This window comes from Rhodoferax sp. BAB1 (assembly GCF_013334205.1).
Taxonomy (GTDB): domain Bacteria; phylum Pseudomonadota; class Gammaproteobacteria; order Burkholderiales; family Burkholderiaceae_C; genus Hylemonella.
The window spans coordinates 3635509-3648543 of sequence record NZ_CP054424.1; the positions used below are offsets into that span (position 1 = coordinate 3635509).

A 13035-nucleotide genomic window follows, 5' to 3' on the forward strand; every position below is an offset into this window, starting at 1 on the left:
AGCTGTCAGCCATGCAAGACAAATACCAACACCTTGAGGTCGAGAAGGCCGCCCACAGCCACTGGGTGGCACGTGATGCCTACCGCGTGACGGAAGACGCCGGCAAGAAGAAGTTCTACGCCTGTTCCATGCTGCCCTACCCCAGCGGTAAGCTGCACATGGGCCACGTGCGCAACTACACCATCAACGACATGCTCACGCGCTACCTGCGCATGAACGGCTACAACGTCCTGATGCCCATGGGCTGGGACGCCTTCGGCCTGCCGGCCGAGAACGCGGCGCTCAAGAACGGCGTGCCGCCGGCGAAGTGGACCTACGAGAACATCGCCTACATGAAGGGGCAGATGCAGGCCATGGGCCTGGCGATCGACTGGAGCCGCGAGGTTGCCACCTGCGACCCCACGTACTACAAGTGGAACCAGTGGCTCTTCCTCAAGATGCTGGAGAAGGGCATCGCCTACCGCAAGACCCAGGTCGTGAACTGGGACCCGGTGGACCAGACCGTGCTGGCCAACGAACAGGTCATCGACGGCCGCGGCTGGCGCACCGGCGCGCTGGTGGAAAAGCGCGAGATCCCGGGTTATTACCTGAAGATCACCGACTACGCCCAGGAACTGCTGGACCACGTGCAGATCGGCAACGAGAAAGCGACGCTGAACGGCTGGCCCGAGCGCGTGCGCCTGATGCAGGAGAACTGGATCGGCCGCAGCGAGGGCGTGCGCTTCGCCTTCACGCACCAGGTCAAGGGCGAGGACGGCCAGCTCATCGATGATGGTCGCATGTACGTCTTCACGACGCGGGCTGACACCATCATGGGTGTGACCTTCTGCGCCGTGGCGCCGGAGCACCCGCTGGCCCAGCATGCCGCGAAGAGCAATCCGAAGCTGGCGGCCTTCATCGAGGACTGCAAGAAGGGCGGCACCACCGAGGCCGAGCTCGCGCTGCGCGAGAAAGAGGGCATGCCCACCGGCCTGTTCGTGAAGCATCCGCTGATCGAGGAGCAGGTCGAGGTCTGGGTCGGCAACTACGTGCTCATGAGCTACGGCGACGGCGCTGTCATGGGTGTGCCGGCGCACGACGAGCGTGACTTCGCCTTTGCGCTGAAGTACCAGCTGCCGATCCGCCAGGTGGTGCACGTCGACGGCGAGCACTACGACTACCACCACTGGCACGACTGGTACGCCGACAAGGCCAAGGGCGTGACCATCAATTCGGACACCTTCAGTGGCCTGGCCTACGCCGAAGCGGTGAACGCGGTGGCGCACGCCCTGCAGGTGCGCGGCCTGGGTGAGAAGAGGACCACCTGGCGCCTGCGCGACTGGGGCGTTTCGCGCCAGCGCTACTGGGGCACGCCGATCCCCATCATCCATTGCGAGGTGCATGGCGCGGTGCCGGTCCCCGAAAAAGACCTGCCGGTGGTGCTGCCGCAGGACTGCATTCCCGACGGTTCCGGCAACCCGCTGCACAAGCACGAAGGTTTCCACGCTGGTGTGGTCTGCCCGGTCTGCGGCAAGTCGGCGCGGCGCGAGACCGACACCATGGACACCTTCGTGGACTCGTCCTGGTACTACATGCGCTATTGCGACCCGACCAACCCGGACAAGATGGTGGCGGAGGGCGCGAACTACTGGATGCCGATGGACCAGTACATCGGCGGCATCGAGCACGCCATCCTGCACCTGCTGTATGCGCGCTTCTGGACCAAGGTCATGCGCGATCTGGGGCTGGTGAAGGTCGACGAGCCCTTCACCAAGCTGTTGACCCAGGGCATGGTGCTCAACCACATCTATTCGCGCCGCACGGAGAAGGGCGGCAAGGAGTACTACTGGCCGCATGACGTGGAACATGTGCTCGATGCCGGCGGCAAGATCACGGGTGCGAAGCTGAACAAGGCGGTGGGCGGCCTGCCCGCGGGCACGGCCATCGACTACGAGGGCGTGGGCACCATGTCCAAGTCCAAGAACAACGGTGTCGATCCGCAGGACCTGATCGAGAAGTACGGCGCCGACACGGCGCGCCTGTACACCATGTTCACCGCGCCGCCCGAGGCCACGCTGGAGTGGAACGACGCCGCGGTCGAGGGCAGCTACCGCTTCCTGCGCCGCGTCTGGAACTTCGGTCTCAAGCTGTCGGCCATGGACCCGGCGGCTGCCAGCGCCAGCGTGGCCGGCGTGAAGAACCTCCAGGACGTGCGCTTCGGCAAGGAAGCCAAGGCCCTGCGCCTGGAAATCCACAGCGTGCTCAAGCAGGTGGACTACGACTACCAGCGCATGCAGTACAACACCGTGGTCTCCGGGGCCATGAAGCTGCTCAATGCGCTGGAGGATTTCAAGGCCGGCGGCACGCCGGGCGCCGAGGTTGCCTTGATCGAAGGTTTCGGCATCCTCCTGCGTTGCATCTACCCGGCCACGCCGCACATCACCCATGTGCTGTGGAGCGAACTGGGCTACGCCGGCGTGCTGGGCGAGCTGCTGGACGCGCCCTGGCCCCAGGTGGATCCCTCCGCGCTGCAGCAGGACGAGGTCGAGCTCATGCTGCAGATCAACGGCAAGCTGCGTGGTGCCATCCTGGTGCCGGCCGGCGCTTCGAAGGAAGCCATCGAGGCCATCGCCTGCGCCAGCGAACCGGTGCAGACCCAGGCCCAGGGTGGCGCGATCAAGCGTGTCATCGTGGTGCCCGGTCGCCTGGTCAATGTTGTCCTCTGAGACCATGAAACGGCGTCTCTTTGCCGGCCTCCTGTGCGCGTCGCTGCTGGGGTTGGCCGGCTGTGGTTTCGGGCTGCGCCAGCCCTACAGCTTTGCCTTCACCTCTCTGTACAGCAGTGTGGCGCCGACCTCGCCCATGGGGGTGGAACTCAAGCGCCAACTGCAGTCCAGCGGACAGCTGGAGTACATCACCGACGCAGCTCGCCAGCAGGAGGCGCAGGCGGTGCTCGACATCCTCTCCGAGCAGCGTGTCAAGACCGTGGTCGGCGTCAGCGCCACGGGCCAGGTGCGGGAGTTCCAGCTGCGCCTGACCCTCAAGTTCCGTCTGCGTACGCCGCAGGGCAGGGAGATCATTCCCGAGACCGAACTCGTGCAGCAGCGTTCGCTCAGCTACGACGAAGCCTATGCCCTGGCCAAGGAAACCGAGGAGGCCATCCTCTACCGCAATATGCAGAGTGACATGGTGCAGCAGATCCTGCGCCGCCTGGCCGCCATCAAGCAGCTCTGAGCGGGAGCCTACGCATGCAAGTCGCAGCCGCCCAGCTCCCCGCCCAGCTGCAGCGCGGGCTCAAGAGCCTGTACACGGTCCACGGTGACGAGCCGCTGCTGCAACAGGAGGTGGCCGACACCATCCGCGCGACGGCGCGTGCCCAGGGTTATACCGAGCGCACCGTGCACACGGTGGCCGGTGCCCACTTCGACTGGAGCGAGGTGCTGGCGGCTGGCGGTTCCCTGAGCCTGTTCGCCGACAAGCAGATCGTCGAGATCCGCATTCCTTCGGGCAAACCCGGCAAGGACGGCAGCGTGGCGCTGCAGCAGCTGGCCGAAGCCGCCCAGGACAACGACAGCACGCTCACCCTGGTGCTGCTGCCGCGCCTGGACAAACAAACGAAAACCGGCGCCTGGTTCGGCGCCCTGGAAAGCTTTGGCGTGACGGTGCAGGTCGAGCCGGTCGAACGGCGGGCCCTGCCGCAGTGGATTGCCCAGCGCCTGGGCGCCCAGGGCCAGCGGGTCGTGGGTGGCGAGGAGGGGCAGCGTACCCTGCAGTTTTTCGCCGACCGGGTGGAGGGCAATCTGCTGGCCGCCCACCAGGAAATCCAGAAACTCGCACTGCTGTATCCCGAAGGGGAGTTGTCTTTCGAGCAGGTCGAAGGCGCCGTGCTGAACGTGGCGCGCTACGACGTGTTCAAGCTGTCCGAGGCCGTGCTGGCCGGGCAGGCGGCGCGCGTGCAGCGCATGCTCGATGGCCTGAAAGCCGAGGGCGAGGCCGAGGTGCTGGTGCACTACGCGCTGAGCGAGGACATTCGCGCCCTCAAGCGCGTCAAGGATGCCATCGGGCAGGGCCGCCCCCTGCCCATGGCCCTGCGCGAGCAGCGCATCTGGGGCCTGAAGGAGCGCCTCTACGAGCGCGTGCTGCCCCTGCTGACGGCCACTGACCTGGCCAATCTGCTGCAGGCGGCGCATCAGGTCGACGGCATCGTCAAGGGCTTGAAGCAGCCCGACTGGCCCACCGAGGGTTGGCAGGCCCTGCAGCGCCTGGCCCTGCAGCTGTGCGGGCACTGTGCCATCGCCCCCGCGAAAACGGGTGGCGTGCGAAAATAAGCGCATGAACGCGCCCGACGCCACCGCCCGCATCACCGACATCACCCAGGCCTTGGGCCGGCAGGCGCGCGTCGCCGCCGCCGGGATGGCCAAGGCCAGCGCCGCGAAGAAGAACGACGCCCTGCGTCGTCTGGCCGCCCTGCTGCGCGCCAATACGGCTGCGCTGGGCCGGGAAAACGACAAAGACCTGGCCCGCGCCCAGACGGCCGGCCTGGCCGAGCCCATGGTGGATCGGCTCAAGCTCACGCCCAAGGTCATCGAGACCGTGGCTCAGGGGTGCGAGCAGCTGGCGGCCATGGGCGACATCATCGGCGAGATCGTCGGCATGAAACAGCAGCCCAGCGGCATCCGCGTGGGCCAGATGCGCGTGCCCATCGGCGTCTTCGGCATGATCTTCGAGAGCCGGCCCAACGTCACCATCGAGGCGGCCAGCCTGTCCATCAAGAGCGGCAATGCCTGCATCCTGCGTGGCGGCTCCGAGGCCATCGAGTCGAACAAGGCGCTGGCCAAGCTGGTGCAGCAGGCCCTGGTCGAGGCCGGCCTGCCGGCGCAGGCCGTGCAGCTGGTGCAGACCACCGACCGCGAGGTGGTGGGCCAGCTCATCACCATGCCCGAATACGTGGACGTGATCATCCCGCGCGGCGGCAAGTCGCTGATCGAGCGCATCAGCCGCGAGGCCAAGGTGCCGGTCATCAAGCACCTGGACGGCAACTGCCACACCTATGTCGACGATCCCTGCGACCTCGACATGGCGGTGCGGGTCGCCGACAACGCCAAGACCAACAAGTACAGCCCCTGCAATGCCACCGAGAGCCTGCTGGTGGCGCGGGGCGTGGCGGTCGACTTCCTGCCCCGCATCGGTGCCGTCTACGCCGCCAAGGGCGTGGAGATGCGCTGCTGCCCGGAGTCCTGGGCCATCCTGGAAGGCATCCCCGGCGCCCAGCTCAAGGAAGCCACCGAGCAGGACTGGTACGAGGAATACTTGGCGCCCATCATCGCCGTCAAGGTGGTGGCGGGGCTGGACGAGGCGATTTCCCACATCAACCAGTACGGCAGCCACCATACCGACGCCATCCTCACGCGCGACCACATGCATGCCCAGGCCTTCCTGCGCGAGGTGGATTCGGGCAGCGTGATGGTCAACGCCAGCACGCGTTTTGCCGACGGCTTCGAATACGGCCTGGGCGCCGAGATCGGCATCAGTACCGACAAGTTCCATGCGCGCGGCCCGGTGGGCCTCGAAGGCCTGACCTCACTCAAGTACGTGGTGCTGGGCGAGGGCGAGGTCAGGGCTTGAGCATGCGCCGGCTGGCCGCCTGCCTGCTGGGCCTGGCGCTGCCCTTGGCCAGCCAGGCCAGTCCGGCGCTGGCCAGCGAGATGGGCTGCTACAACTGCCACGGCGCCCCGGTGCGAGCCGATGCGCCCGGTTTCGAGCGCCTTTCAGCCAAGTACGCCCAGCGTCGTGACAAGGCGGGTGCGGAACAACATGCGGTGGATGAACTGTTGCAGGGCGAAGGGTTCCGGCATATTCCGGCGCATGAGCACCTCAGCCCCGAGACAGCCCGCAAGCTGGTCCACTGGCTGTTCGAAGGCGGGAAATAAGCCCGCCTGGGTCGGTCGGCCGGCTTGAATCGCGCCAGGCAGCCCGCACGTCCTAGAATCATCGCAACAACAATCGCGAGGACTGCATGGTTCCCCATCTCATCACCGCCCTGACCGGTCCCATCAACGAGCTCGAGCAGCGCATCCTCGACTCCATGCCCGCCATCGAGCGCTGGTTCCGCCTGGAGTGGATGGAACACACGCCACCCTTCTACAGCTCGGTGGACATCCGCAACGCCGGCTTCAAGCTCGCGCCGGTGGACACCAACCTCTACCCCGGCGGCTGGAACAACCTCACGCCCGAGATGCTGCCGCTGGCGGTGCAGGCGGCCATGGCGGCGATCGAGAAGATCTGCCCCGAGGCGCGCAACCTGCTGCTGATCCCCGAGAACCACACGCGCAACACCTTCTACCTGAGCAATGTGGCGCAGCTGCGGCGCATCTTCCACATGGCCGGCCTGAACGTGCGCATCGGCTCCATCAGCCCCGAGATCAAGAAAAATACCGTCATCGAAATTCCCGGCGGCGAGACCGTCACGCTGGAGCCGGTCATCCGCAGCAAGACCCGCCTGGGCCTCAAGGACTTCGACCCCTGCACCATCCTGCTCAACAACGATCTTTCGGCCGGCATCCCCGGCATCCTGGAGGACATCCACGAGCAGTACCTGCTGCCGCCGCTGCACGCGGGCTGGTCCGTGCGCCGCAAGAGCAAGCATTTCCAGAGCTACGAAGAAGTGTCCAAGCGCTTCGGCAAGCTGCTGGGCATCGACCCCTGGCTGATCAACCCCATGTTCAACCGCTGCGGCGAGGTCAACTTCGCCGAGAGCGCGGGCAACGAATGCCTGAGCAGCAACGTCGACGCCCTGCTCACCAAGATCCGGCGCAAGTACAAGGAATACGGCATCAAGGAAAAGCCCTTCGTGGTCGTCAAGGCCGACAACGGCACCTATGGCATGGGCATCATGACCGTGCGCGACCCCAAGGAGCTGGAAGACCTGAACCGCCGTACGCGCAACAAGATGAGCGTCATCAAGGACGGGCAGACCGTCAGCGAGGTCATCATCCAGGAAGGTGTGCTGACCAACGAGCGCATGCACGACGCCGTGGCCGAACCCGTGGTCTACATGATGGACCGCTACGTGGTGGGCGGTTTCTACCGCGTGCACGCCGAGCGCGGCATCGACGAAAACCTCAATGCCCCGGGCGCCAGCTTCGTGCCCCTGGCTTTCGACCAGAGCACCCATCTGCCCCAGCCCGGCGCCAAGCCCGGGGCCAGCGCGCCCAACCGCTTCTACATGTACGGCGTCATCGGCCGCCTGGCCATGCTGGCGGCCAGCTACGAACTGGAAGCCACGAACCCCGAGGCCGAGGTCTACGAATAAGCGGGCAGGCCCGGAGTTGCTGCGCTGCAACAATCCGGGCTGCCGGCAGGGTGGTCACCCGGCATCGTTTGGCGTGCCGGGGCGCTCGGAGCACAATAGCGCATCTGCATAGCCTGAACCCCGCTCGTGAAGACGGGGCTTTTTTGTGTCCGCATCCAAATCCTCGCTCGCGGCCCTGACCCTGGGCGCCATCGGTGTTGTCTACGGTGATATCGGCACCAGCGTGCTGTACGCGGTCAAGGAGGTGTTCGGCTCCGGGCACGTGCCTTTCACGCCGGACAACGTCTACGGCATCCTCTCCATCTTCTTCTGGACGCTGACGGTCATCGTCTCGCTCAAGTACGTCACGCTGGTGCTGCGGGCGGACAACAATGGCGAGGGCGGTCTGGTGGCCATGCTGGCGCTGGCCTCGCAGTCGGTCAAGGACAAGCCGGCCCTGCGGCGTGTGCTGCTGCTGGTGGGCATCTTCGGGACCTGCCTGTTCTATGGTGACGGCGTCATCACACCGGCGATTTCGGTGCTGTCGGCGGTCGAGGGCCTGGAAGTGGTGTCACCGGCCTTCAAGGCGGCCGTCATCCCGCTTACGCTGGTCATCCTGTTTGCGCTGTTTGCCGTGCAAAAGCGCGGCACGGCCGGCATCGGCAAGTTTTTCGGCCCCATCACCCTGGTCTGGTTCACGGTCATCGCCCTGCTGGGCCTGGCGCACATCGCCAGCAATCCGGCCATCCTGTGGGCCTTGAGCCCGCATTACGCGCTCGGTTTCATGTGGCACAACCCCGGCACCACCTTCATCATCCTGGGCGCGGTGGTGCTGTGCGTGACCGGTGGCGAGGCGCTGTACGCCGACATGGGCCACTTCGGCAAGAAGCCGATCCGCCTGGCCTGGTTCTCCGTCGTCATGCCCGCGCTCACGCTCAACTACTTTGGCCAGGGAGCCTTGCTGCTCAAGAACCCCGAGGCCGTGAAGAACCCCTTTTACATGATGGCGCCCGACTGGGCCCTGTTGCCTCTGGTGGGCCTGGCCACCATGGCCACCGTGATCGCTTCACAGGCCCTGATCTCGGGCGCCTTCAGCGTGACCAAGCAGGTCATCCAGCTGGGTTACCTGCCGCGCCTTCAGGTGCAGCACACCAGCGTCAGGGACACGGGCCAGATCTACATGCCCTTCGTCAACTGGGGCCTGTTCGTGGCCATCGTGCTGGCGGTGCTGATGTTCCGCTCCTCCAGCAACCTGGCTGCGGCCTATGGCATCGCCGTCACGCTGGACATGCTGATCACGACGGTCCTGACCTTCTTCGTGCTGCGCTACGGCTGGAAGTACCCGCTTGCACTGTGCCTGGCGTCCACCGGTTTCTTCTTCGTGGTGGACCTGGCCTTTTTCAGTTCCAACCTCATGAAGCTGCACCACGGTGGCTGGTTCCCGCTGGCCATCGGCGGCGCCGTCTTCATCCTGATGACCACCTGGAAGCAGGGCCGGGCCCAGCTCAATGCGGCGCTCAAGCAGGATGCGCTGGACCTGCCGGGTTTCCTGGAGGCCGTGTTTGTCAGTCCGCCGGTGCGCGTCGAAGGCACGGCTGTCTTCCTGACCGCCGAGCCCGGCAGCGTGCCCAATGCCCTGTTGCACAACCTCAAGCACAACAAGGTGCTGCACGAAAACAACCTCTTCGTCACCGTGCGCAACCATGAGGTGCCCTGGATCGGGCTGGACAAGCGCATCGAGATCGAGTCCCTGGGCCACGACTGCTGGCAGGTCATCGTGCACTACGGCTTCAAGAACGATCCGGACCTGCCTGTCGCACTGGCGCAGGTCCGCAGCCAGGGCTGCACGCTGGAGCCCATGACGACCAGCTACTTCCTGTCACGCGACATCGTCATCCCCACCATGGGACACGGCATGTTGCCCTGGCGCGAGAAGCTGTTTGCACAGATGCACCACAACGCCAGCGCGGCGGCGGAGTTTCTGAACCTGCCGAACAATGCGGTGGTGGAGCTGGGGTCGAAGATCGAGATCTGATCTTCTTGCTTCTTTGATCGGCTGATTTGCTTGCGTGGCTTTGTCGGGATATGCCCCCGACAGGGCAGTAACTTTCTTTTGCTTCGCCAAAAGAAAGTCACCAAAGAAAAGGCGAGCCGGGTGCGTCGTCCCTCCGCTACGCTGCGGGCACACTGCGTTGCTCGGCCAGGGCGGGAAGTGCAGAAACTCGCCCTACGGGCTCAGACATCTGCACTTCTTTTTCCGCCCTGTCCTGCGCTACTCGCCTCCGCACACGGCAGAGGGGAGCCGGATACCAAAACCAAAGGCCACAAGGACGCGCCATGGCGCGTCCTTGTTCAGTTGTTTGGTCTTTGGCTGTTGGTTCCCGGCTGTTGGGTTCCCTATGCCGTGTGGCAGGGCTGAGCAGCGCAGCAGCGGGCGGATCAGGGCGGGCGTTGTCAGAGCGCAGCGAGTTTAGCCCGACCCCGCCCGATGCGAGCAGCGCAAGGTACCCCGCAGGGGCCCTGACTTCGGCTCGCCTTTCTTTTGGGTACTTTGCTTTGGCGAAGCAAAGAAAAGTACCTCGCCCGCCGGGGCGAGACCCGGCAAGCTACGCACGCAAAAACACAACGCAAAAAGAAAGCCCGCTCGAAAGCGGGCCTTGGCAAGAGAGGACAAGAGGCCGATCAACGTCCCTTGCGCACCTCACCCACCAGATAGTCCACCACCTGCAGCGAACGATCCATGTTGCGGGTCAGGGTAGCGTCGGTATAGAAGCGGCCGGCCACGCCCATGGCGGGCACGCCTTCGACCTTGTAGGCGGCGGTCAGCTGGCCGGCGCGGGTGACTTTGGAGGCCACGGTGAAGGAGTTGAACTGTTCCATGAACTTGGCCTTGTCCACGCCCTGGCTGGCGACCCAGTCGGCGATGACCTCGGGGTTCTCCAGGCGCTTGCGCTCGCCGTGGATGGCCTGGAAGACCTTGGCGTGCACCTTGTCGACCAGGTTCATGGCTTCCAGGGCGTAATACAGGCGCTGCTGGCCCTGGTAGGCGCTGCTGAAGGCGACGGGCACGCGCTTGACCACCACGTCCTTGGGCGCACGCTTGATCCAGGCTTCCAGCGCGGGCTCGAAAGCGTTGCAGTGCGGGCAGTTGTACCAGAAGAACTCGACCACCTCGATCTTGCCGCTGGGCGTGTCGATGGGGGCCGGCTTGTCCAGCGGCAGGTAGTCCTTGCCGGCGTCGAAACGCTGCTGGGCGAAGGCGGGCAGCACGGTGGCACCGGCCAGGGCGGCGCCGCAGGCGCGGGAGAAGTCACGACGTTTCATCATCTGCATAAGCTCCATTTGAATGCCCGGGTGGGACACGCCCGGCTTGAAAAAGTTCAGTACCGGCTCAGCGCTGCACGCGTACCAGGGCGGTCTCGTGGCCGGCAGCCTCGATCTGGGCCTTGATCTTCTCGGCCTCATCCTTCTTGTCATAGGGGCCGACGCGCACGCGGAAGATCTGGCGGCCTGACTGCTCACGCTCGGTCACCTTGGCTTCCACGCCGGTCAGCGAGAGCTTGGCGCGCTGGGCCTCGGCATCTTCGGGGGTGCGGAAGGCGCCGACCTGGATGAAATAGGCGAAGGGATCGGCGGCACCCGCCTTGGCACGCGCCAGGTCGCCCAAGGGGTCGGCCGAGGGTTTGCTGTCGGCCTTGGCCGGCGGCGGCTTGACCGCAGGCGCCGGCGTGGCGGGCTTGGTCGCAGCCTTGGGGGCCGAGGCGGCCGGTGCCGGCGGCTTGGTCTTGTTGTAGAGCGGAGCGTTCGGGTCCCAGTCCTTGTTGCGCTTTTCCTCGGCCGCATCCTGGTCGGGGGTGCGGTTCTGCCCCTTGTTCAGGAAGGGCACCGGGGTCTTGGTCACGTAGAGGGCGACCATCAGCGCCACGGCCAGGCCGATGACGACGCCGATGATCAGGCCCAGGATGGTTCCGCCGCGTTGCTGTTTCATGAATTCTCTTGTCGTGCTGATGAACAATGCCGCCGAGGGCTCACATCTTCTCCGGTGCGCTCACGCCCAGCACCGCCAGGCCATTGTGCAGCACCTGCGCCGTGGCGGCCACCAGGGCCAGCCGTGCGCGCTTGAGCGCCTCGTCCTCCACCAGGATGCGCTCGGCATCATAGTAGCTGTGGTAGCTGGCGGCCAGCTCGCGCAGGTAGAAGGTCACGTCGTGCGGCGCGAAGTCCTGCGCGGCGGCCGTGAGCATCTCGGGGTACCTGGAGAGCTGCAGCATCAGGCCCTGGGCCGCCGGGCTGTTCAGCAGCGCCAGGTCCGCGTCCTTGAGCGTGCTGCGGTGGCCGCCTTCCTTCTCGCGCCAGGTGTTGATGACCGAGCAGATGCGCGCATGCGCGTACTGCACGTAGTAGACCGGGTTCTCGTTGTTCTTCTGCACGGCCAGGTCCACGTCGAAGGTGTACTCGGTGTCGGGCTTGCGGCTGAGCAGGAAAAAGCGCACCGCGTCCTTGCTGGTCCACTCGATCAGGTCGCGTAGCGTCACGTAGCTGCCGGCGCGCTTGGAGATCTTCACTTCCTGGCCGCCGCGCACCACGCGCACCATGGTGTGCAGCACGTAGTCGGGGAAACCCTGGGGGATGCCCAGGCCCACGGCCTGCAGGCCGGCGCGCACGCGCGCAATGGTGCCGTGGTGGTCGGTGCCCTGGATGTTCACGACCTTCTCGTAGCCGCGCTCGAACTTGGTGATGTGGTAGGCCACGTCCGGCACGAAGTAGGTGTAGCTGCCATCGCCCTTGCGCATGACGCGGTCCTTGTCGTCGCCGTACTCGGTGGTCTTGAGCCACAGGGCGCCGTCGTGCTCGTAGGTCTTGCCGGCCTCGCGCAGCTTCTGCACGGCGGCGTCGACCTTGCCGCTGGTGTACAGGCTGGACTCGAGGTAGTAGTTGTCGAACTTCACGGCGAAGGCCTTGAGGTCCAGGTCCTGTTCGTGGCGCAGGTAGGCCACGGCGAACAGGCGCATGCCGTCCAGGTCGTTCACGTCGCCGCTGGCGGTGAACTCGCGGTCGTCCGACCTGACCGATTTTTTCGCCATGAAGTCGGCCGCGATGTCGGCGATGTAGTCGCCGTTGTAGGCGGCTTCCGGCCACTCGGCGTCGCCGGGCTTGAAACCCCTGGCGCGCAGCTGCACGCTGTTGGCCAGGGTGCCGATCTGCACACCGGCGTCGTTGTAATAGAACTCGCGGCTGACCTCCCAGCCCTGGGTCTGGAAGAGGTTGCAGATGGCGTCGCCCAGGGCACCCTGGCGGCCGTGGCCCACGTGCAGCGGGCCCGTGGGGTTGGCCGAGACGAACTCGACCATCATGCGCCGGCCATTGGCCAGCTGGTGCCCGTACTGCGCACCCTGCGACAGCACTTCGCGCACCACCTGCTGCTTGGCGGCGGGTTTGAGGCGGATGTTGATGAAACCGGGGCCGGCGATCTCCACCGCCTCGACCCAGGTCGAGAAGGCCGGGGTGGCCAGCAGCGCGCTGCGCAGGCTCTCGGCCACCTGGCGCGGGGGCTGCTTCAGGGGTTTGGCCAGCTGCATGGCCGCCGTGGTGGCCAGGTCGCCGTGTTCGGCCATCTTGGGGGATTCGAAGGCCGCCCGCGCACCGGCGCCGGGCAGCAGCTGCTCCAGCACGATGCCGAGGGTCTGGAGCAGTTCGTTTTTGACAGTCAACATGGCCCTGATTCTACTGACCGGGGCTGCGCCGCCCGCCGGGGCGCCGTGCAA

The 13035-nt window shown here is 65.6% G+C and carries 10 protein-coding genes; 7 read left to right on the forward strand and 3 right to left on the reverse strand.

Annotated elements, in window-relative coordinates; all coding sequences use genetic code 11:
- Window positions 1–11: 11 nt before the first annotated feature.
- The 7 genes from leuS (at window position 12) to HTY51_RS17615 (ending at window position 9305) form a co-directional block, all read left to right on the forward strand.
- Window positions 12–2705 carry a leucine--tRNA ligase gene (leuS, locus tag HTY51_RS17585; protein WP_174253944.1) on the forward strand — a complete coding sequence of 898 codons (2694 nt, stop codon included), beginning with the start codon at window positions 12–14 and terminating at the stop codon, window positions 2703–2705.
- A 4-nt stretch (window positions 2706–2709) separates the two neighbouring features.
- Entirely contained in the window at window positions 2710–3213 is a 504-nt protein-coding gene (gene lptE, locus HTY51_RS17590) for an LPS assembly lipoprotein LptE (RefSeq protein ID WP_174253945.1), read from the forward strand.
- Between the two features lie 14 nt (window positions 3214–3227).
- A complete protein-coding gene (gene holA, locus HTY51_RS17595) occupies window positions 3228–4307 on the forward strand; it encodes a DNA polymerase III subunit delta (RefSeq protein ID WP_174253946.1) in 1080 nt (359 codons plus the stop codon).
- A gap of 4 nt (window positions 4308–4311) precedes the next feature.
- Window positions 4312–5604: a glutamate-5-semialdehyde dehydrogenase gene (locus tag HTY51_RS17600; protein ID WP_174253947.1), complete on the forward strand. Its 1293-nt coding sequence runs from the start codon at window positions 4312–4314 to the stop codon at window positions 5602–5604.
- A complete protein-coding gene (locus HTY51_RS17605; protein WP_174253948.1) occupies window positions 5601–5909 on the forward strand; it encodes a hypothetical protein in 309 nt (102 codons plus the stop codon). The genes HTY51_RS17600 and HTY51_RS17605 overlap by 4 nt, the downstream gene beginning before the upstream one ends.
- A gap of 86 nt (window positions 5910–5995) precedes the next feature.
- Entirely contained in the window at window positions 5996–7291 is a 1296-nt protein-coding gene (gshA, locus tag HTY51_RS17610) for a glutamate--cysteine ligase (RefSeq protein ID WP_174253949.1), read from the forward strand.
- A gap of 145 nt (window positions 7292–7436) precedes the next feature.
- Window positions 7437–9305 (forward strand): potassium transporter Kup, encoded by a 1869-nt coding sequence (locus HTY51_RS17615; RefSeq protein WP_174253950.1) that lies wholly within the window; start codon window positions 7437–7439, stop codon window positions 9303–9305.
- A gap of 647 nt (window positions 9306–9952) precedes the next feature.
- On the opposite strand, the gene HTY51_RS17620 is transcribed toward HTY51_RS17615, so the two are convergent.
- The 3 genes from HTY51_RS17620 to argS all read right to left on the reverse strand — a co-directional run bounded on the left by HTY51_RS17620 (window position 9953) and on the right by argS (window position 12984).
- Window positions 9953–10594, reverse strand: a complete 642-nt coding sequence (locus HTY51_RS17620; protein ID WP_174254333.1) for a thiol:disulfide interchange protein DsbA/DsbL — start codon at window positions 10592–10594, stop codon at window positions 9953–9955.
- A gap of 67 nt (window positions 10595–10661) precedes the next feature.
- A complete protein-coding gene (locus tag HTY51_RS17625; RefSeq protein ID WP_174253951.1) occupies window positions 10662–11258 on the reverse strand; it encodes an SPOR domain-containing protein in 597 nt (198 codons plus the stop codon).
- Window positions 11259–11298: 40 nt separating this feature from the next.
- Window positions 11299–12984 (reverse strand): arginine--tRNA ligase, encoded by a 1686-nt coding sequence (gene argS, locus HTY51_RS17630; protein WP_174253952.1) that lies wholly within the window; start codon window positions 12982–12984, stop codon window positions 11299–11301.
- Between the last annotated feature and the right edge of the window lie 51 nt (window positions 12985–13035).

Excerpts from the sequence above, each read along its gene's own strand:
- leuS (WP_174253944.1), top strand. The coding sequence starts at position 12 with ATGCAAGACAAATACCAACACCTTGAGGTCGAGAAGGCCGCCCACAGC.
- HTY51_RS17620 (WP_174254333.1), bottom strand. The coding sequence starts at position 10,594 with ATGAAACGTCGTGACTTCTCCCGCGCCTGCGGCGCCGCCCTGGCCGGT.
- lptE (WP_174253945.1), top strand. The coding sequence starts at position 2,710 with ATGAAACGGCGTCTCTTTGCCGGCCTCCTGTGCGCGTCGCTGCTGGGG.
- holA (WP_174253946.1), top strand. The coding sequence starts at position 3,228 with ATGCAAGTCGCAGCCGCCCAGCTCCCCGCCCAGCTGCAGCGCGGGCTC.
- argS (WP_174253952.1), bottom strand. The coding sequence starts at position 12,984 with ATGTTGACTGTCAAAAACGAACTGCTCCAGACCCTCGGCATCGTGCTG.
- gshA (WP_174253949.1), top strand. The coding sequence starts at position 5,996 with ATGGTTCCCCATCTCATCACCGCCCTGACCGGTCCCATCAACGAGCTC.
- HTY51_RS17600 (WP_174253947.1), top strand. The coding sequence starts at position 4,312 with ATGAACGCGCCCGACGCCACCGCCCGCATCACCGACATCACCCAGGCC.
- HTY51_RS17625 (WP_174253951.1), bottom strand. The coding sequence starts at position 11,258 with ATGAAACAGCAACGCGGCGGAACCATCCTGGGCCTGATCATCGGCGTC.